Genomic DNA, 26,005 nt, shown 5'->3' on the forward strand with positions numbered 1-26,005 from the left:
TAAAATTTTTCCATGATTATTAAAGCAGATAAAGAAACACCTTTAGCAAAGGCAATGAATAAGAAAGAAATCAAGGGATTCATTCGTCTTCTTGCCAAGGCACGTCCGGACGCTAAAACTGAACTGAATTATTCTTCACCCTACACGCTTTTAGTATCCGTTGTTTTATCGGCTCAGGCAACTGACATATCTGTTAATAAAGCCACAAATAAATTGTTCAAGATTGCATCTACACCTGAAGCAATGGTTGCTCTTGGTGAGGAAAAATTAGTTCCCTTTATCAATTCCATCGGTTTATGGCGTGCCAAATCCCGAAATGTTATAGCGCTTTCCAAACAATTGATCGAAAATTATAATGGGCAAGTCCCGCAAACGAGAGAGGCTTTGGAAGCTTTACCCGGTGTTGGAAGAAAAACGGCGAATGTAGTATTAAGTGTTGCTTTTGATCAACCTGCCATGGCAGTTGATACGCATATATTTCGAATAGGCAATCGCACGGGTCTAGCTCCCGGCAAGACACCCCTCGATGTTGAAAAAAATCTAGTAACAAATATTCCCCGAGAATTGATTGCGAAATCACATCATTGGTTGATTTTACATGGACGCTATTGCTGTAAGGCTAAAAAACCTGAATGCTGGCACTGTCCTGTTGTGCAAATATGCCATTACCAAGATAAAAACATAAGTCCGTTTTGATTTATTCACTCAAAGCTTCGGGTAAATTCGGAATACCACGTTGAATTGGTTCCATAACCCATGGACGATTGCCTCTTAATGACAAATCATTTTTGATCTTGTTTGAATTCAACCATATGCTATGTGATCCATATACCCAGTTTTTTTCTTTATCAACGAATGATATATCAGGACATAAACGCTGTTCCCATAATAAAGAAATTTCCAACCGCATAGCATGACATATTTCAGCTTGGGAAAAGAAATTCTCAGGTTTTTTTAATATGATCAAAACATGTTCATCCAGCAATTTGCAATAAAAATCCTTGCAAAGAATATTTCTGTCATGATTGTGAGAAAATTGAATTCTCACTTTTGATACACCCAAGTATTGTTTCCATCCCTCAATCGTATATTTATTGCATCCATGCTGACAAATTACCCATATAAACCCAGTTCGTCGAATGGCAATCATTTGTCCATCCGCAGAGGTTACCAGATCAGGATTTTTACCCCATAAACAGGATATAATCCCTATCGTAATCAGAAGAATGCCGGTACTTTTTAATCGAGTCACGCATAAACAGATAATGCATAATCCAATAAAATAGCATGTCAACCCCCATCCAGGCATATCCTTAACCCATATAACCGCATAAGGGAAATCATTAACAATTCGGGCTGTATTAATTACCAAATTAATTCCATACGCCATCAAATGTAAAAAATAATAATCAATTCCTGTCCCAATAGTTACCAGGGATAGTAATCCAGTTGGCATGATCAAAAACATTGTTACAGGAACCGCAATCAAATTTGCCAAAATAAAATATAAATTCAGTTCATGAAAATGAGCCATAACAATTGGACATACTGCCAAGCCAGCCAGGAAACTGATCCATGCAGCCTCTGAAATATAGAAAAAAAAATTTTTTAAACCACAAGTATTCTTGGATTTTTTTAAAAAACGGTCATATCCCCAACCATATCCTGCAATTATAGCCATCACAGCTGCCATAGACATTTGAAAGGATACGTTCATGATCGATGAGGGTGAAAAAATCAAAATCATCAATGCTGCCAGCATCAAATTATGCATTGATAAACTTCGACGATCCATAGACATAGCGAAAACGATCAAACTTGCCATTATCAGACTACGAATTGCCGGCAAATGAAATCCTGTAAGAAAAAGATAGATACAACCTGCAATCCATCCAATTGATAACGCAATCATTTTCACTGGCCAATGCAAGGCAATATATTCACTTCGCAATAAAAGCCAGCGTACTGTACCGCCAACAATCAACATCACCGTTCCCAGATGTAGACCAGCAATGGCCAATAAATGGGCAAGTCCGGCCACAGCAAAAACATGTCTTTTTTCTTGAGATAAATTCGCATCAATTCCGGTTAATAGAATTTGCGCAATTGCACCAGTCTCACCAGGCAATAAAATCCTGATACGACAGGCTATTTTTTCACGTATCAATTGTATTGAGGTTTTATCGCTTTTTCTAATTACGTTAATAGGAGCGATAGCATATCCATAAGCACCAATATTTTTAAACCAATCATGAAATTGCAAATCATAACTCGCCATTCTAACTGGAGGAAATGGATGCTTCAGCATCGCTTTAACCTCTATCCAATCTCCGACATTAATTTGGGAATGATCGGTATGGAATAATGTAATTTGAATATATCGATGCCATTCTTTCTGTTCAGATTCTGGATATGATAAAAAATGAACACGATGCACTAAAACACGGGTTTTTCCACTTGATAAAATCTCTATTCGACGAATTTTTCCTTTCATTGTAGCCGCATGCGTTGGCAAACGGTAAAAAGGTTCCTGTCGATGTGTTTGTAACCATGCAAGACAAAACCCTGATCCCAATAAAAAAACAACACAGTGAAAAATATAGAGATTTAGTTGAAGGGGATAACGCCATCGAATGACTGCCATTCCTATCAAACCGAATATTGAAAATATAAAACCATAAGATAAATCTGGTTCACTCGTAAGAGTGAAATAAATCAGACTTCCAAGACCCAATATCACAGGCATCCATAATTTCGAATGGTCGGTTTCCCTTACCAACAGAGCAATGACATTTTTTATGCTGTCTAAAATAGTTCAAAAACTCCATAAAAATATTTTTTTTCTAGACTTCATATCTTTATTTTTAATAATTAATATAAACATTATTTCAATTCATTTTTCATTCTACGTGCAAGAAAGATACCCATGACCGTTCGTACACGTTTTGCTCCAAGTCCAACGGGATTGCTTCATATTGGCAATGCTCGCGCTGCACTATTCAACTATCTTTATGCCAAACATCATCATGGCGAATTCTTATTACGGATTGAAGATACTGACAGAGAGCGTTCCACTCAAGAAGCTGTTGATGTTATTCTTGATGGACTGGCATGGATGGGGTTAACACCAGACGAACCGCCTGTTTTTCAATCGACAAGAATTAAAAGACACCAGGAAATCGCTCTTCATCTTCTCGAGACAGGAAAAGCCTATAAATGTTTCTGCACACCAGAGGATTTGGCTCAAATGCGTGCCAAGGCACTGGCTGAGGGAAAACCTCCCCGTTATAACGGATACTGGCGTGACCGTGATCCATCCGAGGCACCCTCCAATGCACCTTATACCATTCGCATCAAGGCCCCCAAAGAAGGTGAAACCGTTATTCAAGACCTTGTTCAAGGAGAGGTCACCGTCGCCAATATCGAAATGGATGACATGATTATTCTACGCGCTGATGGAACCCCAACATATCAACACGCTGTTGTCTGTGATGATCATGACATGAATATCACCCATGTCATTCGTGGCGATGACCATTTAACCAATAGTTTTAGACAATTAATGATCTATCGCGCGATGGAATGGAATATTCCCAAATTTGCCCATCTTCCCCTTATTCATGGTCCCGATGGTGCGAAATTGTCCAAACGACATGGTGCAAGTTCGGTTGTTGAATTTCGTGATGAAGGATATTTGCCTGAGGCTTTATGTAACTACCTGCTTAGATTAGGCTGGGGTCATGGAGATGAGGAAATACTTAGTCGGAAAGATCAAATTAGGTTATTTGATCTGGATGGTGTTGGCCGTTCTCCATCTCGAATGGATTATGCCAAATTAACACACGTTAATGGATACTGGTTAAGACAGGCAGATGATGTAAGACTAACCAAAGATGTATTGTCTCGTTTGAAGGGACGGAAAGACCTTGATTTAAGCCAGAATAATGAACAGAAAATCAAATTATTGATGCCTGGATTGAAAGAACGCGCCAAAAATCTGAATGAATTGGCTGAAAATGCTTCTTTCCTTTGTATGTCAATTCCATTAAATTTTACGGACAAGGCACAAAAATTATTGAATGAAAATAATCGTGCCTTGTTGAGTAAACTTGTCGTGGAACTGAATGAACTACCTGAATTCACAAAAGAGTCTGTCAATAGCTGTTTACATGCATTTGCTGAAAAGGAAAACCTGAAATTGGGTAAAGTTGCCCAGCCTTTACGGGCGGCTGTAACAGGAAGTACCATGTCGCCAGGAATTGATGATACACTTCTCGCATTAGGCAAAAATGAGGTTTTGGCTAGATTAGGAGCTGTAATTAATGGTTAATTCCTTTGGACAGCATTTTCTTGGTATAGAAGGACTTCCCGAAGACCAAATTGAAATATTACTGGATCGGGCAGAAAACTATGCCTTACTAAACCGTTCTCGCAAGACCCCTCGCAATCTGTTGAGAGAACGTACGTTAATCACCCTGTTTTTTGAAAATAGTACCCGCACTCGTACATCTTTCGAACTGGCGGGGAAACGTCTGGGTGCTGATGTCATTAACATGTCCGTTTCCACTTCTTCGGTCAGCAAGGGGGAAACATTACTGGATACGGCCTATACTTTAAACGCTATGCGAGCTGATTTGCTTGTCATTCGACATGCACAATCTGGTGCCCCTGCGCTTCTTGCCCAAAAGGTCGATGCAAGTGTCATCAATGCAGGCGATGGAACTCATGAACATCCCACTCAGGCTTTGCTCGATGCATTAACAATTCGTCGCCACTTTGGAAAATTGACAGGTTTGACTGTTGCAATATGTGGAGATATAGCTCATAGCCGAGTTGCCCGTTCAAACATAATCCTTCTTAAAACAATGGGTTGCAATGTCAGGGTTATTGGTCCAAGAACCTTATTGCCTTCAACAATCGCTAAAATGGGTGCCACCCCTTATTACTCAATGGATGAGGGGGTTAAAAATGTTGATGTTATCATGATGTTACGTCTTCAAAGAGAAAGAATGAGTGCTGGATTAATTCCAAGTACTCGTGAATATTTTCGTTTCTTTGGACTAGATCGAAGACGGTTAAACCTTGCAAAGTCAAATGCATTGGTCATGCATCCTGGACCATTAAACCGGGGAATAGAGATTGATAGTCATGTTGCCGATGATCCACATCAAAGCGTCATACAGGAACAAGTCGAAATGGGTGTTGCCGTAAGAATGGCAGTTCTTGAAAAATTCTCTCACATAAAGGCGCAGCCATGAAACCAATTCTTTTCACCAATGTCCATTTAATTGATCCTCAATCAGGATTGGATCAACCGGGAAAACTTCTTGTCAAAAATGATAAAATTGCCGGGATAGATCTTCCGGAAACAGAAGGGCAACCATCAGATTGCGATGTCATTGATGGAAAAGGAGCCATTCTTTGTCCTGGTCTTGTTGATATGCGTGTAACCGTGGGAGAACCTGGATTTGAATATAGGGAAACCATTGCCACCGCAGCAGAAGCGGCTTCTGCAGGTGGGATAACCACCATGGCAATTCTACCCAATAGTAACCCCGCCATCGATAATCCTGCGTTGGTAACCCTGCTAAAAGCCAAGGGTGAAATAACAAAATCCGTATCCATTCTTCCTTATGGTGCATTAACTGTTGGTTGTGAGGGAAAGGAACTTGCAGAAATAGGCTTGCTTCAAGAAGCTGGCGCCATTGGTTTCACGGACGGAGACAAGGCGCTTGCAGATACCCGTTTGATGATGCAGACCATGGCCTATGCAAGTGGATTTGACGGATTGATCATTCAGCATCCCGAAGACCCCAGTCTGGCCAAAAATAGCAGTGCCACCCAGGGAGAGCTGGCAACAAGACTTGGTTTGCCTTCTGTCCCAACTGCGGCTGAAGCAATTATGATTGCCCGTGATTTACGATTGGCGGAACAAACAAATTGTCGATTACATTTTGGACATATTTCCACCGCGGAGGGACTTAATCTAATTCGACAGGCAAAATCAAAGGGATTTAATATCAGCTGTGATACCGCCCCAGTCTATTTTGACTTGAATGAAGAGGCAATTGGTGATTTTAGAACCTATGCCAAACTTTCCCCACCACTCCGTTCCGAAGCGGATCGTCTTGCAATCTGTCAGGGATTAGCAGATGGAACCATTGATGCAATCGCCTCGGATCATCTTCCAAGAGATGTGGATGACAAACGTTTACCCTTTGCAGAGGCGGCTCCGGGCGGAACAGGGCTAGTTACCCTTTTAAGTGTTACCCTTATTCAAGTCAAAAATGGCAATCTGCCCCTTGCAAAGGCTATTTCACTTTTAAGTAACAATCCTGCGAAAATCCTGCGTCAACCTATCGGAACGCTTGCCAGAGGAAATGTTGCAGATTTATGCTTATTTGATCCGGATCAAACCTGGCAGGTTGAAGCGGGAAAATTACCAGGACGGGCTCAAAACACCCCATTTGACAATCGTGTCCTTCCAGGTGTCGTCCTTGGAACCTGGAAGATGGGACACTGTATTTACAAAAGAGAGACTCTATGATTTGGCATATACCCCAATATGCATGGACATTAATGGCAGGCATTATCCTTTTGTCCTATCTGATTGGCAGCATTCCTTTTGGAATGTTGGTTAGCTATATTGGTGGAATGGGAGATATTCGCCAAATCGGTTCAGGCAATATTGGCGCCACAAATGTTTTACGTACAGGCAAAAAAAAACTAGCGGTTTTAACTCTTTTACTCGATATGGGGAAAGGTTCTTTTGCAATATGGTGTGCCTATATTTTTGCCATTAACTATACAGTTCAGGCCGAATCACTTGCCGCAATTCTTGTAGTAGTCGGCCATTGTTTTCCCGTTTGGATAAATTTCAAAGGTGGAAAAGGTGTTGCTACGGGGTTGGGTGTCAGCCTTGCCTTAACACCTATTGCTGGCCTATTATCATGTATTGTATGGTTACTTGCCGCCAGATTGTCCCGAATTTCCTCTATAGGAGGGTTGTCCGCATTTGTTGCATGGCCTTTATTCATTATGATTTTCAATCATCTTGATCTTAAAACCCCTCTTTTATTTCCCGCTCTTCTTATAAGTTTACTCATATTTTTTCGTCATAGAACCAACATATACCGTCTCAGCAACGGTACAGAACCTCGTATTGGTGAAAAAAACCAAAAAAATTAAGCTAAATGTCCAAGAAACCATTATCTTCCACCCTATCTGTAAAACAATTACTTCCATATTTAAAAATTGCCAGAACGGAAGGGATCGGTGGAATCCGTTATCGACAATTACTTGACCATTATCAAACCCCTGAAGCTGTTTTGGAAATTTTACCAAAATTAAAACGTTCAAAAGATTCAACAAAAAAATTTCAAGTTCCTGATAATAAAATACTTCATAGAGAAATTGATCAAACACTTGAATTGGGGGGACAATTCGTTCTTCGTGGAACTCTGGAATATCCGCCCTTGCTTGATATGCTTGAAGATGCCCCTCCTATTCTGATTGCCATGGGCAATATCGAGTTATTAAAAAAGAGAAATGTTGCTATTGTCGGGGCGCGTAATGCTTCTATACATGGCATTAAAATGGCGGAAAATCTTGCGGCTGATCTGTCCGCACATCAAATTGGCATAACCTCTGGTCTAGCCAGAGGTATTGACAAAGCAGCTCATAAAGGGGCCTTATACACAGGTTTCACCATTGCCGTAATTGGTTGTGGAATCGATATTTTTTATCCAACAGAACATAAAGACCTTCAAAAATCAATAGCAGAAAAAGGAGTTGTTTTAACTGAATTTTCTATTGGAACCCAACCTCAAGCCATGCATTTTCCACGCAGAAACCGTATTATTGCTGGATTGAGCTGGGGATGTATTGTCATTGAGGCTGCCCAGCATTCCGGCAGTCTTATCACGGCTAAACAAGCGCTTGATTATAACCGTCCCGTTTTTGCAGTACCAGGATCTCCCATTGACCCACGTTGTAAAGGAAGCAATAACTTGATTAGAATGGGGGCTATATTAACAGAAAATGCCATGGATATAATATCCGAACTCCCCCATCCCCTTATCCAAGAAAACACCTATTCCAATACTGATCTTTTCACCTATTCTTCCGCAGCTGAAAATATATCCCTCCAGAACAAGAATCTTCCACAGGTCAATATACCTGATAAAAACAATTCAAGAACAATTGAAGATGATATTCTCTTCCTACTTTCTGCCACCCCTACACCTATCGATCTAATCTTGAGAAATGTTCATTACCCTACCAATGAAATTCAGAGTGCTCTTTCCTTGCTTGAAATCCAGCAAAAAATTTTTCTTTGCCATAATGGCTATATTTTAAAATGAGGAAATCAAACGAATTCTTGAATTTTTCTTCTATTTTCGTTTTAATATGTAAATCACATCCATTTAAAAAATTAATTAAAAACCAAAATAGCAGTTGCTTCTTACTAAAGAAAAGATAGTATTCTGTTTCTAATTGAAGAAATCATTTTTACTAATCCGTCTGGAGAGAAAATGACAGACGTCATCGTTGTTGAATCGCCTGCCAAGGCCAAAACCATAAATAAATATCTTGGAAACAAATACACTGTTCTCGCCTCTTTCGGGCATGTCCGAGATCTTTCTCCGAAGGATGGAAGTGTTAGGCCGACTGAAAATTTTGCCATGGATTGGGAAACGGATGAACGTGGAAACAAGCAGATCAAGGCGATTGCCCAGGCCTTAAAAAATGCCAAAACACTTTATCTTGCCACTGACCCCGATCGTGAGGGGGAAGCAATTTCCTGGCATGTCCAATCCATTCTGAATGAAAAGAAATTACTTAAAAATATTAATGTCGAGCGTATTACCTTCAATGAAATTACCAAACAGGCAGTTCAATACGCTATTCAACATCCCCGGAAACTGGACCAACCTTTGATTGAAGCATATCTTGCACGACGTGCACTTGATTATCTGGTAGGCTTTACATTATCACCAATTTTATGGCGGAAATTACCTGGATCCCGAAGTGCAGGACGAGTCCAATCTGTTGCCTTGCGTCTTGTATGCGAACGTGAAGCTGAAATCGAGATTTTTCAATCCAAAGAATATTGGACCATTCATGGCACTTTTATCTCTTCATCCAATAAGGATTTCACGGCAAAACTTACCCATTTAAAAAACAAAAAACTTGAACAATTTGATCTAAATACGAAAAATCTGGCAAAAGAGGCTTGTACATATTTAAATAATCAACAGTTTAGCGTTCGTACCATAGAGCGAAAAAAAACAAGAAGGAATCCATCCCCCCCCTTTACCACCTCGACATTACAGCAGGAAGCATCAAGAAAATTAAGAATGAGCGCACAAAACACGATGCGTACCGCACAACAACTTTATGAAGGAATTGAAGTCAAGGGGGAAACCGTTGGTTTGATTACCTATATGAGAACCGATGGAGTACAAATGGCCAATGAAGCAATTCAGGCCATTCGTAATCATATCAATACCGAATATGGCGAAAAATTTGTACCAAAATCACCACGCAAATACACAAGTAAGGCAAAAAACGCCCAAGAGGCACATGAAGCCATACGACCTACACATATCAATTTCACTCCTGAACAAATCAGTTCTTATTTAACAGCTGATCAGAAACAACTTTATGATCTTATCTGGAAAAGAGCTCTTGCCAGTCAGATGGAATCCGCAGAACTTGATCAAATTTCCATAACAATAACAGATGAAAAGCAGGAAAATTGCTTTAAAACAACGGGATCAACAATAACATTTGAGGGTTTCTTAAAAGTTTATACAGAAAGTTTTGATGATACAGATAAAGATGAGGCGGAAAATAAAAACAACAAAGGGTCACTCCTACCCCCCTTAAGAGAAAAAGAGACTCTTCAAACCAAAGAAATTTTGCCTAGTCAGCATTTTACTCAACCTCCTCCACGCTATAGTGAAGCTTCACTTGTTAAAAAGATGGAGGAACTGGGTATTGGTCGTCCATCTACTTATGCATCCATTCTCGGGGTTTTACGTGACAGAGGTTATGTTACTCTTGAAAATCGTTATTTTATTCCTCAGGATCGTGGACGTTTGGTTACTGCTTTTCTAACATCTTTCTTTAAACGTTACGTTGATGTCGATTTTACCGCCACGTTAGAGGGACAACTTGATGAAATTTCCGATAGTAAAATAGATTGGAAAAAAGTTTTACAGGATTTTTGGAACGATTTTTCCAATGCCATCGAGCAAACAAAAGAACTGAAAATCTCTGATGTTATTGATGCGCTTGATCATGATCTTGGCTCTCATTTCTTTTCCGAAACAACGGACAGGTCCGACCCCAGAAAATGTCCTGCCTGTGAAAATGGCAAACTTCATCTAAAACTGGGTCGCTATGGGGCGTTTATAGGATGTACCAACTATCCTGAATGTCAATATACTAGAAAATTAACTCTGGATAATGCTGATCAAGAAGATAATGAGATTTTAAAAGAAGGCAGCAAAATCCTTGGAAATAATCCAGAAAATAATGAAGTAATCTCACTTCGTAAAGGACCTTACGGATTATATATACAATCTGGTGAGGCTGATCCTGAAAATAAAAAGATCAAACCCAAACGTGCCGCTATTCCAAATAATATTGATGGAAATACACTTACCCTGGATCAGGCCATTGCCCTATTATCTTTTCCAAAATTACTTGGAGAATATCCTGAGACAGGTGAAAAAATCGAAATCGGATTGGGACGTTTTGGCCCTTATATCAAAATGGGAAATATTTTTGCCGCCTTGGATAAAAATGAAGATATTTTATCAGTAGGATTGAATCGAGCCTTGGAGGTTCTTGCAAAAAAAATGGCTTCTATCCGTAATCTGGGGCTTCATCCAAAAGATAAGGAACCTGTTTTATTAAGAAAAGGACGTTTCGGATTTTATATACAGCATAAAAAATCTGTTGCATCCCTACCAAAAGGAGATAACGGAGATAATACAACCCTAGAGGACGCATTGAAACTTCTCGAAGAAAAAGGAAAAGAGTTAAAGAAAACGCCAACAAAAAAGAAAAAAACAGTAAAAAAAACAAAAAAATAATATGATTTTTAACTAGATTATTGTGTTTTTTACGTGACAGATTTTGTTATTTTTATATTTAGGTTTTAATAATCTTAAAGTTGCTATAGCTTTTTTAATATTGGCTAACCTTATATTTAAAATATTTTATTGTCTTTGGAGAACAATCATTTTCCTCCTAATACGACATTTCTGTTTCTTTAGACTGACGCAAAATGCGATATGTTTTCTATGTTTCATTTTGCAAAAATACAAACCTTTATTTTATTGTCTGTATATAATTCTTGCATTTAATACCTATACCCCTATATACGCACAATCCACTACATCCACAAAACCAAAAGATATCGCCCCGTTTAATCAACATAGCTACGAAAATGTCATCGCCACCGCATTGACTTTTCTACAACCCAGAATACTGGAAGAACATACGATAAAAGAATTGTCTTTATGGGGACTGAATGGCTTAAATGCCGTTGACCCCTCTTTATCAATTCATGAAATCGAAGATAAGCTTGTTCTTCAACAGTCTCAAAAAATTCTAGCTAACTATCCCTTGCCGGCAGATAACGATATACCCCAATGGGCAAAGACCATAACGGATATTTCTACCAAGGGATGGGAAAATTCCAATTTAATTCAATTGGCAAACAATCAAGGTCTTACCCAAGCTTTTTTTGATGAATTATTTGATCATATGGATCCCTATTCAAGATATGTCGCTCCCAATTTTGCATCCACGGATCGTAATCAACGAGGAGATGGTGAGGCAAATATCGGAATTACCATCTCCAAAGATAAAAACTATATCGTTATCAGCTCTATCAATACCAATGGTCCCGCTTGGTCAGCAGGACTTAACGTAGGTGAACGTATCTATAAAATAGATAGCAAACGTACCTATAAACAATCTGTTGATACAATTAATAACTGGCTAAAGGGCAGCAACAATTCATCTTTGACTCTTGTCTTGGGCTCACACGGTAGAAAAAAAACAAGAATCGTACATTTGAAAAGAGAAATTGTTCCACCAGCGACCGTATTTGCATTTACAAATGATAACATAATTATTTTGAAAATAACCTCCTTTTCAACTTTCACTGCGGAAGAAATCAATCAGTATCTTGATCAAGCTGTTCAAGATATGAAATTAAAGGGCCTGATTCTTGATCTCAGAGGAAATAGAGGAGGTGTTTTGCAACAGGCCATAACAAGCTCTGCATTATTGCTGGATCATGGTATTGCAGCAACGACACAAGGACGAGATCAAGAGTCCAATCACGTATGGGCAGTACAGGGAGGAGATATAACCAATAATGTTCCCATTGTTATTTTGGTTGATGGCAGAACTGCAAGTGCTGCCGAAATTTTAACCGCTGCGTTATCCGATCATAAGAGAGCCGTCGTAATCGGCAGCACAACTCTGGGTAAAGGTCTTGTACAAACCATTGCACAATTACCTGATGGAGGAGAGCTCTTCGTTACATGGAGCAGGGTTATTGCCCCCTTGGGATGGCCAATCCAGGGCTTGGGCATCATTCCGCAAATATGCACAAGTCGTGGAGTTAATTTCACTCAAAAACAAATGAATGAATTAATTAATGATCAATCTTCCTATGCACGTGATGTTATCTTTTCTAGACAATCACGTTTTCCGGTTGAAGCAAAGGACATTCTTCAAATTAGAAATGCCTGTCCCCCTGCCATCGGTTCAGATATTGATCTTGAGATTGCCGATGATTTGCTTCTTAACCCAAAGCTTTACCAAAAAGCACTTGATATGATCCCGAATGATTAAGTTGTATAGACAACCAAATTGGATTTTTCACGGTATTAATATTTTTTTGATTATTACATTGCTAAATGATAACAATTAAAAATTGCTCTCTTGTATTTATTTAAGTTTGAAAATAGTATATTGCTTCTATTCAAGTAAATTTAAATTATGTGATGTTTCAATGACATTTGATATATTTTTCGAACAAAAAATTTTTTTTACTTCTTTCTTCACTAAAAAAAGGGTATTTCAGTTCGAAGAATATTTTACTAAAACAATTTGCAGCTGATAGCTAGATTTAAGGAGTGAAAAATTAAGATGAGTTTGAAATTCCCTCTATTTGCTGCATCTATATTTAATATTTCTACCCTTTTATGTTTAACCACTTTTCTCATGCCCTCAACCACGATAAAAGCACAACCGGTTAAAGGTTTGTATGTAACAGGTGCTGGCGGGCTTAGTATCAATCAAGATCAAGTTGTGCGTCAAAATCCCATTATGCCTGATGGTCGCGATAAATATACACCAGGGGCCACTGCAGTAACGAGTCTAGGATATGGTCTTGGAAACGGTTTTCGAGTTGAAGTGGAGGGAAATTATCGCAACAATCCCTTGAAATATCAAAATCTCGGTTCCTATAAAGCCCGTGGTGAGGGCCGCCAACAAACTTATGGATTTATGGTTAACGCCCTTTTTGATATGGATGTGGGAAGCCCTTATATATTTCCATATTTCGGTGCGGGGATTGGTTATGGATGGTCTACAATGAATGGAGTAAAACTTCGCACCTCGGATCATCGTCTTACTGAACACATGGGAGGTACATTCGGACAATTCGCTTACCAGGGAATTGGAGGGCTATCATTTCCAACCCCTTGGATTGTTGGATTGTCCTTCATTACAGAATATCGATTCTGGACAATGCTGGCACCCCAAAGTCATACCGCCGATGTATGGGGTACCCAAGGAGGAAGAAACATTACCCATCCTTATGGTCATACTAAAGGCAATCGGGATACAACCACCTATTTTAACCATTCCATTTTACTCGGGTTACGTTATGAATTTAACCCTGCCCCTCCTCCTGCAGCACCTGTTGATGAAACCCCTGTAGTTCCTAAGGCTAGAAAATCAAGATTATATCTTGTGTTTTTTAACTGGAATAGTTACAGCCTGAGTAATCGAGCGCGACTTATTGTCCGAGAGGCTGCCCAAGCATACAATAACGTGGAAAACACCCGTATTGAAGCGGATGGTTATACAGATACATCTGCTAGTCCTGACATTAAGGGAAAAAAATACAATATCGAACTTTCCCTAAAAAGAGCCAAGGAAATCAGATCCGAATTGATACGAAATGGTGTTCCGGCCGGCAATATTGATATACATGGATATGGATCACAAAATTTGCGAGTACAAACAGGATCCAATGTAAGGGAGGCACGTAACAGACGTGTGGAAATAATTTTACGCTAAATAGTTTCATCGTGGAGGGAATATCACATATTCCGGATTTCCCTTACGATACAGTTTTAAATAAGGATTTAAACCAATCCATTGAACAAAGGTGTTGATAGATAACGTTCCGCAAATGAAGGAACAATCGTTACAATGACTTTACCTTTGTTTTCTTTACGGGCTGCCAACTGAATACTCGCAAACAGAGCTGCACCTGAAGAAATACCCACAGGAATACCATCCAATCGAGCAACGCGTCTTGACGTGGCAAGAGCGTCACTTTCTGAAACCATCAGAACCTGTTTAAGTAAATCGGTATCCAAAATACCTGGTTTAAATCCTGCCCCTATTCCCTGAATACCATGAGGACCAGGCTCTTCTCCGTTAAGAACAGCACTTTCTGCAGGTTCAACACCAAATATCTCCACCTTTGGATTATGTTTCTTCAATCCTCTGGCAATTCCTGTAATGGTTCCACCTGTTCCGATACCGGCAACAACAATATCGACTTTTCCTTGCGTATCCTGCCAGATTTCTTCCGCAGTGGTATACTCATGGACAAGTGGATTCACGGGATTTTCAAATTGTTTTGGCATCCAGGCATGAGGTGTATTTTCTACAATTTCTTTTGCTCGAGCAATTGCCCCAGCCATTCCCAGATGACCTGGGGTCAGTTCAACCTGCGCATCAAGAAAACGCATCATTTTTCGACGCTCAATCGATGCCTTTTCAGGCATTGTAACGATCAGCCGATAACCTTTCGCTGCGGCTATAAATGCCAAGCCAATTCCTGTATTGCCTGATGTTGGTTCAACTAATACACTTTTATGAGGACTAATAATCCCTTCTTCTTCCGCCTGATATACCATTGCGGCGGCAATTCGATCCTTGACTGAAGATAAAGGGTTAAAAAATTCTAGCTTTAATAAAATATCAGCTTCGATATTATCCTGCTTTATTAGATTTCCTGGCCTTACAAGCGGTGTCCCACCAATTGTATCAATCAAAGAATTATAAATTTTACCTCTAGGTTGTGCCAACCCAAAACGATTATTTTTTGTCATAACAATTCCCATTACTCGTTGATTAAGGATAATAATCGCTATAAATAACCTATTTATGCAAAATATTTCCACATCACAGATTTTATTTATAAAAAATACTATTTTTCATCTTAAATAATTATTATATACTATTAATATTAGGATATAAATTTTAAATTAACTAAATATTTCTTTAAAACCTTAGGAAAAATATTTAATGCTCTTAAGACAAGATCGTGCCATTATCGCTATTCTTATTGTAACAGATATCGCCTTTTACTCAAGTCACAATAATACCGTAAGTGCTTCTGACATTTCTTCAAGGACAAAACTACCCAAAAGAAGTATTGAACCGATTTTACAACTTTTATCCAGAGCTTCAATCTTGGAAAGTACTCGTGGACCACGAGGTGGGTATCATCTGGCTAAACCAAAAAGACTACTTTCAATCGCTGATATCATTAAGGCCATTTCGGTTGATGAAAAAGAAAAATATGAAGAATTTACGTTTCCACTTTTTCAACAAGTTATCAAACCATTATGGCAATCTATTGATCAAAAAATCATGAAGGAAATAGCTTCAATAACGATGCAAGATCTGATCAGAAAAGCTGAGGAAAAAGGAATGAAGCGTCCTCGTCCCACAGCTATTAATTTTACTATTTAACGTAATGGTAAATTCAAATCATCATTTAGCTTTTCTTACGGTTTTTCGATGATGGGAGACAGCTCTATGACGTGTTACCTTTTTTCGAGAAGTCGTATTTTTGTTCGCGGGTTCTATAGCGGGTTTAGGAATCTGAACACCTGTATTGTCTACTGTTACATCTACTGACAAAACCGTTTTATTGCTCCCATCCTGATGTAAAAGATTCACAATGAATCTATCTGTTCCTGCATATGCCAAAGATGGCGTATATCTTATATAGGTTCTTTTATCATAATTATAAACAAATGTCTTGCCATGTTCAGGAACAGTTGCAATACCAAAAGAGATGAAGTTGTTTTTGGAGTCAGGTTGCACAACATTGAATTCACATTGACCATCATCGCTGCGGACTGTCATCGTCGTTTTCCAACTTCCATCCGCTTCTTTAACTATAGGTGTTATTTGACAAACAGATGATTTTTTTGAATATTTAAAAGGATTGGCAGCCTCCCTATCGGGTTGGGCCACTGGTTGCTGATTATGTTGACAAGCTGCCAAAGCAATTCCCAATGAAACCAAAATAAAAGATGAACGCAAACGCACGAAACTAGCCTCCATTTATTAAATCCTACCTATAACTTGGCAGTTTACAATTACAAACTTGATGAGAATATTAGTTTAAACCCGGATTGGTAAAAAAGATGTAAGAATTTATTCCTACCTTTTGTATCAATTACACATCCACTTACAAAGATCACTACCAGATAAAAACAAAATCACCAATAACTTTATGATATTTTAGATGAATTTTAACTTTTTTATTTTCGTTTATTATTGCAAAATGTGAATATAAACTATTGCATTATGTACAATTCCTGTTATATCCGATTTAATAATGTCATATACAACTGCAATAAACTTTTATAGAATAAATCCAATATTCTTTTAACTACCCAACCAATCTTTTTAGTTCATATCCGATTTGGAGCACTCAATGTCTCTATTAGTTAAACGTTTTCTCTTCTCAGGATTAATCGCTGCGGGAATGTTTTCGAATCCATCATGGGCTTCAACAGCCACTTGCAATAATTCCCCTTCTCACGAAGCTTTTAACATAGAAGGCTTGAAAAGCGAATTAATGGTGACAGCCCTTTCATGTCAGGCTCAAAATCAATATAACGCCTTTATCAATCAATTCCGCCCGATTGTTAGCAGTGAGGAAGTTAAATTGAAGGGTTATTTCCGGTCAAGTTACGGAAAACGCTCAGGAAAGGCATATCAAAAAGCATATGATGATTACATCACACAGCTAGCCAACGTACAATCCTCTCAGGGACTTAAAGCGGGAACAATTTTCTGCATTCAAAGAATGTCCATGTTTGATGAAATCAAACCATTGAAAACGGCAAGTGAATTGTCTCAATATGCAGAGGCAAAAGATATTCTCCAACCAGCATCTTATGAAATCTGTCAGGCACCTGCAACACATAAAAAAGGCAAAGTCGTTAGAAAAAGACGAATCACACGCAAAGCGGCTGTTCACAAAAAATAATCTCAAAATTTAAGAGTCATGAAGAAAACATTTTGTAAAAACGTGTTTTTATGCGAAATACACTTATATGAGCGATTTATTTTCTTCAAACAATTCTTCTAAAACCCATTTTGCAGACAAGAAAAATGTAAAAGGGATAAAATCTGTTACCAGCGATTATAACGCCAAAGACATAGAGGTTCTTGAAGGTTTGGAGCCTGTCAGAAAGCGACCTGGTATGTATATTGGTGGTACGGATGAAAACGCCCTGCACCACATGGCAGCTGAAATATTGGATAATGCCATGGATGAGGTCGTTGGCGGTTTTGCAAACACCATTCACATAAAACTTGAACAGGATAACAAATTGACCATTCGCGATAATGGACGCGGAATTCCTGTTGACCCTCATCCAAAATTTAAAAATAAATCCGCCCTGGAAGTAATTCTAACCACGCTTCATGCAGGAGGGAAATTTTCCAATAAAGTCTATAATACTGCTGGGGGTCTTCATGGAGTTGGATCTTCTGTTGTCAATGCCCTATCTTCTTGGATGGAAATCGAAATTGCCCGTGATAAGATGCTGTGGAAACAAACCTATGAACGCGGATTACCGATTACTCCATTAATTGAATGTGGTTATATACAAAATCGCAGAGGAACCCAAATCAGTTTTATTCCTGACATCGAGATATTTGGCAAACTGCAATTTTCACCGAAACAGTTGTATAAACTGTGTCGCTCCAAGGCGTTTCTTTATAAAGGTGTCACCCTAAACTGGTCGTGTGATCCTGAATTAGTGAATAACACTGATATTCCAAGGGAAACAATCCTGCATTTTGCTAATGGACTTGAAGACAGTTTGAAAGAAGAAACCGACTCGGACCAGTTGATCTGTCCTATATGGTCCGGTGACGTCAATTTACCCAATGATTCAAAAGGTGAAAATACAGGCAAAATTGAATGGTCTTTGGCATGGCTGGAAAAAGGTGAAAGCGGTTTGGCATCGTTTTGTAATACCATACCGACGCCATTGGGTGGAACCCATGAACAGGGCTTCAAAAATGCCCTGTTAAAAGGAATTCGGACATGGGGGGAAAACCGGTCCAATAGAAGATCCTCAATCATCACTTCTGATGATATGCTGGGATCTCTTGCGGCAAAATTATCCATCTTTATTCGGGATCCAGAATTCCAGGGACAAACAAAAGAGAAACTAAGCTCAAAAAATACAACCAAACTTGTTGAAACCGCACTACGGGATCGTTTTGATCACTGGTTGGCAGCCGATCCAAATCAGGCAGATCAACTTTTCTCTTTCCTTCTTGATAAAGCTGAAGAACGTTTACAACGTAAAGAAAACCGGGAAACAGTTAGAAAAAGCGCAACAAAACGTTTAAGATTACCAGGTAAGCTGACCGATTGCACAAGTTCTAATACCAATCAAACAGAAATCTTTATCGTAGAGGGAGATTCTGCTGGAGGATCGGCCAAACAAGCCCGTAATCGCGAAACTCAGGCAATTTTACCTTTGAGAGGTAAAATTCTCAATGTTGCAAGTGCTTCCAATCAAAAATTAAATAATAATCAGGAATTAAAAGATTTAATAGAAGCCTTGGGTTGTGGCATAGGTTCCGCATTTGATATCGATAAACTACGCTATGGTCGCATCATTATCATGACAGATGCGGATGTTGATGGTGCGCATATTGCTTCTTTATTGATGACTTTTTTCTATCAAGAACTTCCAGAGCTTATTCTTCAAGAAAAAATTTATCTGGCTCAACCACCCTTATACCGTCTTAGCCAAGGAGATAAAATTATTTATGCCATGGATGATAAGGATAAAGACCGTAATTTATCAAGGTTGAACAAAAAAAAAGGTAAAATTGAAGTTTCTCGTTTTAAAGGTTTGGGTGAAATGCCACCCAAGGATTTAAAGGAAACGACAATGGATCCCAAACACCGTATCCTATTGAAAGTCATCATTCCTCATGATGAAAAAGAAATCACGGAAACACGTGTTTCTGATTTAATGGGAAGAAAATCAGAAATGCGCTTCCAATTCATACAGGAGCATGCCGGTTCTGTTGATTTACTGGATATTTAATTCAATTATATTATAAATATTCGTTTTATCTGCCATGGAAAGGAATTATTAAATTCCTTTCTATTCGTTGTTAAAACATTTTATCGATGCCTAGAAAATTAAATCTTTTTATTTAGGCACCTTCAACACCATGTCCAGCCATCAACCGAGGTTTTACATGCTCGTCAAACCGCTTTTCATCAATCAATCCCGATTTTAAAGCCGCCTCTTTAAGACTTAATCCTTCAACATCCCCCATATGTGCAATTCTAGCCGCCCCATCATATCCAACGACAGGTGCCAGAGCTGTAACAAGCATTAATGAATTATCAATATATTTTTGAATACGCGCATTATTTAATGTTGTCCCTTCAACTGAAAATTCACGAAAGGCTTTAGCTGCATCCCTTAACAATCGGCTGGCGTGTAGCGTATTCATGATAACCAGCGGACGCGTTACATTTAACTGCAAATTACCCTGTGAGCCAGCAAAGGCAACGGCAGCATCAAGACCCATGACCTGCATGCAAACCATGATCATTGCCTCACATTGAGTCGGATTGACCTTTCCAGGCATAATTGACGACCCCGGTTCATTTTCAGGCAAATGAAGTTCTCCAAGTCCACATCGTGGTCCTGAAGCGAGCCAACGAGTATCATTTGCTATTTTTAATAGAACAACCGCAACGCCACGTAACGCAGACATCGTGGCCACCATAGCGTCAAGTCCACCCAAGGAGGCAAACTTGTTGGGCGCTGTTACAAAAGGATAGCTGGTGATTTGAGCGATTTTTTTAGCAATCGCCCTGGAGAAACCTTTTGGCGCATTCAATCCTGTTCCAACAGCTGTTCCACCTGCAGCCAGTTCAAACAATTCTTTCTCTACTGATTTTAAACGATGTAAACTTTCCTTTAATTGAGCAGCCCAACCAGACCATTCTTGACCAACGGTTAAAGGAACTGCATCCTGTAAATGGGTACGACCGATCTTTACAACATCCATCCATTCCTTAGCTTTATGCTCAATGGCATTATGTAATTTTTGTAATTCTGGAAAAAGATGCCTTTCCAATTCCATTACCATAGCGACATGCATAGCTGTCGGGAAACTATCATTGGAAGACTGTCCCATATTCACATGATCATTGGGATGAACAGGTTTTTTGGAACCGATCTCCCCCCCTAAAAGCTGAATGGCCCGATTGGCAAGCACCTCATTTACATTCATATTGGTTTGTGTACCTGAACCCGTTTGCCAGACACAAAGAGGGAAATGATCATCAAGCGCACCCTCGGCTGCCTCTTCAGCAGCCTGAATGATTGCTTTTGCCTTCGTTTCATCCAAACGGCCCGCTTCACAATTCACCTCTGCGGCGGCATGTTTAACAATACCGTAGGCATGATAGACCTCACGCGGCATGACATCCCCACCAATATTGAAATGATGCAAGGAACGTTCAGTCTGTGCTCCCCAATAACGATCCGCAGGGACCTCTATTTTTCCCATTGAATCACTTTCTTGACGCAATCCTTTTTTATCAATTCCAATTGCCACTTCGCCAGAAACAGATTTGATCATAATTTACCTTTTAAAAAAATTATTAAAATAATCATTATAAATCATAAAAAAAACCCACGCATAAGCCAAGAGAGGCAACGTGGGTATTAATCAAATATATTCGCTTAGACTATCAAATCTTAGCGAACAAAAATACTGTGCATATTATTAATATTATCGGCCACAATATGACCATGATTCATCAATTCTGCTATACGGTCTGAATTTGTAAAGGCAGTCACTACCGGATTAAAAACCGATAAGAAACTGTTTGGATAAATCCCCATCCACAGGATAATTACAGCTAATGGTACCAAGATTGTCATTTCTCTTGCGTTTAGATCCCGAATTGAATTGATAACCGGATTAACAATTTTTCCAAATATGACATTGCGATACATGACCAGCATATAAACAGCACCTAATATCATGCTTGATCCTCCCAGGAAAGCAACCCAGAATGATATATGTAAAACTCCAATCATGACCAGCAATTCACCCACAAACGAACCCGTACCAGGCAGTCCAACATTGGCCATGATAAAGATCATTCCAAGCAAGGCCAGTTTGGGCATTTTACTAGCGATACCTCCAAACGCCTCGATATCTCTTGTACCAATACGATAGGTGACAGCGGCAACACATAAAAAAAGTGCCGCAATTGTTACCCCATGAGTAAGAACCTGTAATAGGGCGCCATCAATTCCCTCTGGTGTCAGAGAGAAAAATCCTATGGCAATAAGACCCATATGAGAAAATGATGAATAGGCTATAATCCGTTTAATATCTGTTTGTTTATAAGCGATTATTGCACCATAAATAATTGCACATATACCCAATCCCATAATCAGCATTGCATAACGGTGAGATGCCTCAGGCAACATTAAAACACAAAATCTTAATAATCCATAGGCGCCTGCCTTAGACATGACGCCAGAAACCAGCAAGGTGGTCGACGCCGGACCCTCAACATACGCGGCTGGTAACCAAGCATGCAGAGGAAAGAGAGGCAATTTGACTCCAAACGCGAGGATAAAACCCAGCAATAACCACCCCTGGACAGCAGGTGAGAAAGATGCGTGCATTAAAACGGGAATATCCGTGGTACCTGTATTCACCCATATCCACAAAATCCCAATCATCATAAATAAAGAACCAGCAAACGTGAATAGAAAGAATTGCAAAGAGGCAAAAATCCGTTTCGGACCTCCCCAGATTCCAATTAACATGCTGCTTGGCAGCAGGGTCGCTTCATAAAAACAGTAAAATACAACCATATCTAGGGCGGAAAACAGGCCAATCAATGTCGTTTCCAACACCAGAATAGCAACCATATAATCACGGATACGATCCGTGATCATCTGCCATGCGGCCATTATTCCAATCAGGGTCAATAAAGTTGATAGGATAATAAAAAATAAACTGATCCCATCCACGCCAACATGATAGGAAACACCAAATCCCGAAATCCATGAATTTTGAATTTCAAATTGATATCCATCATGTCGAGGATGAAATTCACTCCACATAACAATTGACAGACCAAATGTTATGATACTTGTCCATAAAGCAATCCAACGGGAAGTACGTGCAACCTCTTCAAAGGATCCACGCATAAGAAAGATGACCAAAGCCCCAAGCAAAGGCAAATACGTTACTAATGTAAGCAGTACTGAATGCACGGTATTCTCTTTTTTAATCTATTTAAACGTAACAATTGTTCGATTATATACAACTTTCTGACCATATTGCCCAGAAAGTTTTTATTTTTGTCAATATTACTTAAAATTAATTTTTCCTTAATATCAATTTATTAGGAGCGATGAAATAATTTTTCCATATCTTTTTTGCTCCATTTCAGCCATGTCGGTCTTCCATGTGAACAGGTTCCTGCCCTTGGAGTGGCCTCCATCTGACGTAAAAGGGCATTCATCTCTTCCTCATTTAAAGAGCGGCCTGCCCTTACACTGTTATGACATGCCATTCTGGCAAGAATAGCATCAAGTTGGGTATGGACAGATTCAATATCATTAACCGACATCTGTTCTTTATCCTGCAATTCTTCAGCAAGATCAATCAAAAGCGACTGTGCGGAAATGCTTCCCAAAAGTTGTGGCAGAGCCCTGACCAGAATCGTTTTTTCACCAAAAGATTCTATTTCTATTCCCAAATCGGCCAAACTGTCCTTAAAACCCATAAGACAACAATAATGAACAGCAGAAAATTCAATTGCTTCCGGTATGAGTAAAGGCTGTGTTTGTATTCCAGCCTCTAAATACTGTTGACGTAATGCCTCATGAGTTAAACGTTCATGAGCTGCATGCTGATCAACAATGACAAATTCTTCATGTTCTGTTACCGCAACAATATACGTTTTGAAAATTTGTGCCACGGCATATCCCAAAGGCAAGGTTGCAGTAGTTTTTTGATATTTTTTACCAGGAAATCTTGATAACGTATCGCCAACATCCTTGAAAGATAATCCTGCTTCCAATTCAAAACTGTCCCCGGCACATGCATCTTCTTCTTGAATAAATTCTTTATTGTTTATACCCATTCTTTGCTGATACGCGGGATATTGAATAGAAGCTTTTATGGGATGATATTGTGTGGTGGGAAAAACATGCAAAGATTCAGGATTAACATTTGCAACTCCCGCACCAATAGCCAGACTCTTTTGAATGCTACCAATTATCAAGGCTCGAACTGCAGCTTCATCAGCAAAACGCAATTCAGTTTTGGCAGGGTGTACATTCACATCTACCTGATCCAAGGGTAGCTGCAGAAAAAGTACGGCGACAGGATAACGTCCTTTTTCAAGAACTTGACGATAACCAACACGAATAGCCATTTGCATTACTGGATCAGCAACAGGCCGATCATTAACAACCATAATTTGACCATTTGTTGTTGCCCGATTTACAGATGGAGCACTGATGAAACCAGATAATTTCAAATCCCCCCGATCGAAATTCAACATAATCAGTTCTTCGTCATGAATATCAGAAAACACTGCCAAAATACGATCTTTTTGCGATTGAATCGGTAGATTCAAAACGGTCTTACCATCTTTTATAAGAGTGAATGAAACATCGGGGTGAGAGATGGCCAAACGCTGTATAATCATTTCACACCGATTATATTCAACTCGAGCGGTTTTCAAGAATTTACGTCGTGCAGGAAGCGCATAAAATAAATCTTCTACAACAACTTGTGTTCCCATTTGACCAGCGGCCGGACTGGGATTTATAATTTTTCCACCTTCAACCGAGATCTGCCACGCACTTTCCGCCGATTTGACACGCGAAATAATTTTCAATCGGGCGGCGGCCCCAATGGAAGGCAGAGCTTCCCCCCTAAATCCCAATGTTTTAATATTTACAAGATCATCTTCAAACAATTTTGAAGTACAATGTCTTGAAACTGCAAGAGGCAGGTCGGCAGCCTCTATTCCACAACCATTGTCAATGACCTGAATATGATCAATACCACCGTTATCAAGATTGATCTCAATTCTGCCTGCCCCTGCATCAAGCGCGTTTTCCACAAGTTCTTTAACAACGGCGGCAGGACGCTCAATAACTTCTCCTGCAGCAATTAAATTAACTGTATGTTCGGATAAAGGGCGAATAATCATTATTCTAATAATGACTTGGAGAATTGCAAATTTTTTTATAACCCTCTTTTGTCAAAAAACCTATTTTTGCGTCGTTGTTGGTGTTGCCCCGTCATCAGGACGCAAACCCAAACTCAAATTATTATGTAATCGTTTATTTTCAGCCGCACTGTCAACAGCCAAATCTGAAGGCTTGCCATTTTTCCAGAACATGACCTGGTCAACAAAACCATTCTGCGTGACCAACTCATTATGACGCTCCTGATCAGCTGATTGATTGGCATCCTGAATCAACCGGGTTTGACCCTGGCTTGGAACATCTTTCATGCCTTCCAAGGCAACATCGGGAGAAAGAATTTCCAATGCCTGCTGACGTATGGACTGTTCTTGAGGTCTGACTCCATTTTCATCAGGCTTCATCAAACTATCATTAGGTGGCATTGATAAAGGTGCGCGAGTCGTAACGGTATATTCATCAGGCATTGATCTTTTGATACCAAATGCACGGGAAACATCCTGACCGGAACAGGCAGAAAGCAAAACAACAATACCGATTAGGGATCCCATAGGCAATAAAAATTTCAAACCTGATTTACGCATTATCATCCGTCTTATTCCTTAACAAAATCCGTAAAAGCAATAATAGTTAATAATATGAATCTATTTCGTATCATATTAAACTATTCTTCCCAACCAAAAAAAGCATCCATTAACAAGATAATCACACCACAAACAATTGCGCTATCTGCAACATTGAAAACATACCATGACCACCCTGCAACATGAAAGTGAATAAAATCAACCACTGCGCCAAAGCGCAAACGGTCTAAGATATTTCCCAACGCTCCGCCAACAATGGCACCCAGACTCATGATAACCCAGATTTTACGGGCACGAATCATCCATATGAATAAACTTGCCGCAATCACAAAGGCGGAAACAGAAAAAATAACGGATCCCCATGAACCAAACTGACCCAACATGCCAAAAGTAATTGCCCTGTTCCATACCATAGTGAAGTTGAAAAATGGAATCACGGGAATAGAACCTTTTTGGGGCAAATTTACTATATTGAGAATACAGTATTTGCTGATCTGGTCCAGCAAGAATATCAGAAACAGCATTCCCAATCCCCAATACCATTTTTTCAAATGATTAACTTGCATGACAACGGAACTTTTATTCATGAAAATCCCTAAA

The 26,005-nt window shown here is 39.3% G+C and carries 20 protein-coding genes; 12 read left to right on the forward strand and 8 right to left on the reverse strand.

Annotation, left to right across the window (positions count from 1 at the left end):
• Window positions 1-12 precede the first annotated feature (12 nt).
• On the forward strand, window positions 13-696 hold the full coding sequence (gene nth, locus GN303_RS05970; protein WP_231504009.1) for an endonuclease III: 684 nt from the start codon (window positions 13-15) through the stop codon (window positions 694-696).
• 1 nt (window position 697) lies between these two features.
• Here the strand turns inward: nth and GN303_RS05975 are convergent, their stop codons facing one another.
• Window positions 698-2,746 carry a ComEC/Rec2 family competence protein gene (locus GN303_RS05975; RefSeq protein WP_110438260.1) on the reverse strand — a complete coding sequence of 683 codons (2,049 nt, stop codon included), beginning with the start codon at window positions 2,744-2,746 and terminating at the stop codon, window positions 698-700.
• A 180-nt stretch (window positions 2,747-2,926) separates the two neighbouring features.
• Between GN303_RS05975 and gltX the strand changes: the two genes are divergently transcribed.
• From gltX to GN303_RS06015, 8 genes are all read left to right on the forward strand, one after another.
• Window positions 2,927-4,330 carry a glutamate--tRNA ligase gene (gene gltX / locus GN303_RS05980; protein ID WP_110438261.1) on the forward strand — a complete coding sequence of 468 codons (1,404 nt, stop codon included), beginning with the start codon at window positions 2,927-2,929 and terminating at the stop codon, window positions 4,328-4,330.
• The gene (locus GN303_RS05985; RefSeq protein ID WP_110438262.1) at window positions 4,323-5,258 is read left to right on the forward strand and encodes an aspartate carbamoyltransferase catalytic subunit; all 936 of its coding nucleotides are present in this window, start codon (window positions 4,323-4,325) and stop codon (window positions 5,256-5,258) included. Before gltX ends, GN303_RS05985 begins: the two co-directional genes overlap by 8 nt.
• Window positions 5,255-6,547, forward strand: a complete 1,293-nt coding sequence (locus GN303_RS05990) for a dihydroorotase (RefSeq protein ID WP_110438263.1) — start codon at window positions 5,255-5,257, stop codon at window positions 6,545-6,547. Before GN303_RS05985 ends, GN303_RS05990 begins: the two co-directional genes overlap by 4 nt.
• Window positions 6,544-7,188 (forward strand): glycerol-3-phosphate 1-O-acyltransferase PlsY, encoded by a 645-nt coding sequence (plsY, locus tag GN303_RS05995; RefSeq protein WP_110438264.1) that lies wholly within the window; start codon window positions 6,544-6,546, stop codon window positions 7,186-7,188. Before GN303_RS05990 ends, plsY begins: the two co-directional genes overlap by 4 nt.
• 5 nt (window positions 7,189-7,193) lie before the next feature.
• A complete protein-coding gene (gene dprA / locus GN303_RS06000) occupies window positions 7,194-8,363 on the forward strand; it encodes a DNA-processing protein DprA (protein WP_110438265.1) in 1,170 nt (389 codons plus the stop codon).
• Between the two features lie 171 nt (window positions 8,364-8,534).
• Window positions 8,535-11,105 carry a type I DNA topoisomerase gene (topA, locus tag GN303_RS06005; protein WP_110438266.1) on the forward strand — a complete coding sequence of 857 codons (2,571 nt, stop codon included), beginning with the start codon at window positions 8,535-8,537 and terminating at the stop codon, window positions 11,103-11,105.
• 220 nt (window positions 11,106-11,325) lie between these two features.
• Window positions 11,326-12,882 carry a S41 family peptidase gene (locus GN303_RS06010; protein WP_231504010.1) on the forward strand — a complete coding sequence of 519 codons (1,557 nt, stop codon included), beginning with the start codon at window positions 11,326-11,328 and terminating at the stop codon, window positions 12,880-12,882.
• 297 nt (window positions 12,883-13,179) lie between these two features.
• Window positions 13,180-14,337 (forward strand): OmpA family protein, encoded by a 1,158-nt coding sequence (locus GN303_RS06015; RefSeq protein WP_110438267.1) that lies wholly within the window; start codon window positions 13,180-13,182, stop codon window positions 14,335-14,337.
• 68 nt (window positions 14,338-14,405) lie between these two features.
• Here the strand turns inward: GN303_RS06015 and cysK are convergent, their stop codons facing one another.
• Complete coding sequence (gene cysK, locus GN303_RS06020) at window positions 14,406-15,383, reverse strand: cysteine synthase A (protein ID WP_110438268.1); 978 nt, start codon at window positions 15,381-15,383, stop codon at window positions 14,406-14,408.
• A gap of 196 nt (window positions 15,384-15,579) precedes the next feature.
• On the opposite strand from cysK, the gene GN303_RS06025 reads away from it, so the two are divergent.
• Complete coding sequence (locus GN303_RS06025) at window positions 15,580-16,029, forward strand: RrF2 family transcriptional regulator (protein WP_110438269.1); 450 nt, start codon at window positions 15,580-15,582, stop codon at window positions 16,027-16,029.
• 21 nt (window positions 16,030-16,050) lie between these two features.
• Here GN303_RS06025 and GN303_RS06030 read toward each other — a convergent pair whose 3' ends face one another.
• Entirely contained in the window at window positions 16,051-16,614 is a 564-nt protein-coding gene (locus tag GN303_RS06030; protein WP_146206647.1) for a hypothetical protein, read from the reverse strand.
• Window positions 16,615-17,005: 391 nt separating this feature from the next.
• Here GN303_RS06030 and GN303_RS06035 point away from each other — a divergent pair, with 391 nt between their 5' ends.
• Both GN303_RS06035 and parE read left to right on the forward strand, forming a co-directional pair.
• Complete coding sequence (locus GN303_RS06035; RefSeq protein WP_110438271.1) at window positions 17,006-17,563, forward strand: hypothetical protein; 558 nt, start codon at window positions 17,006-17,008, stop codon at window positions 17,561-17,563.
• 67 nt (window positions 17,564-17,630) lie between these two features.
• On the forward strand, window positions 17,631-19,652 hold the full coding sequence (gene parE, locus GN303_RS06040; RefSeq protein WP_110438272.1) for a DNA topoisomerase IV subunit B: 2,022 nt from the start codon (window positions 17,631-17,633) through the stop codon (window positions 19,650-19,652).
• Window positions 19,653-19,764: 112 nt separating this feature from the next.
• On the opposite strand, the gene fumC is transcribed toward parE, so the two are convergent.
• From fumC to lspA, 5 genes are all read right to left on the reverse strand, one after another.
• Window positions 19,765-21,210 carry a class II fumarate hydratase gene (gene fumC / locus GN303_RS06045; protein WP_110438273.1) on the reverse strand — a complete coding sequence of 482 codons (1,446 nt, stop codon included), beginning with the start codon at window positions 21,208-21,210 and terminating at the stop codon, window positions 19,765-19,767.
• Window positions 21,211-21,329: 119 nt separating this feature from the next.
• Entirely contained in the window at window positions 21,330-22,871 is a 1,542-nt protein-coding gene (locus tag GN303_RS06050) for a complex I subunit 4 family protein (RefSeq protein WP_110438274.1), read from the reverse strand.
• Between the two features lie 131 nt (window positions 22,872-23,002).
• Entirely contained in the window at window positions 23,003-24,826 is a 1,824-nt protein-coding gene (gene mutL, locus GN303_RS06055) for a DNA mismatch repair endonuclease MutL (protein ID WP_110438275.1), read from the reverse strand.
• Between the two features lie 60 nt (window positions 24,827-24,886).
• Complete coding sequence (locus tag GN303_RS06060) at window positions 24,887-25,411, reverse strand: DUF3035 domain-containing protein (RefSeq protein WP_110438276.1); 525 nt, start codon at window positions 25,409-25,411, stop codon at window positions 24,887-24,889.
• Window positions 25,412-25,485: 74 nt separating this feature from the next.
• Window positions 25,486-25,992 (reverse strand): signal peptidase II, encoded by a 507-nt coding sequence (gene lspA / locus GN303_RS06065; protein WP_255412349.1) that lies wholly within the window; start codon window positions 25,990-25,992, stop codon window positions 25,486-25,488.
• Between the last annotated feature and the right edge of the window lie 13 nt (window positions 25,993-26,005).

The sequence above is a fragment of the Commensalibacter melissae genome (assembly GCF_009734185.1).
GTDB lineage: Bacteria > Pseudomonadota > Alphaproteobacteria > Acetobacterales > Acetobacteraceae > Commensalibacter > Commensalibacter melissae.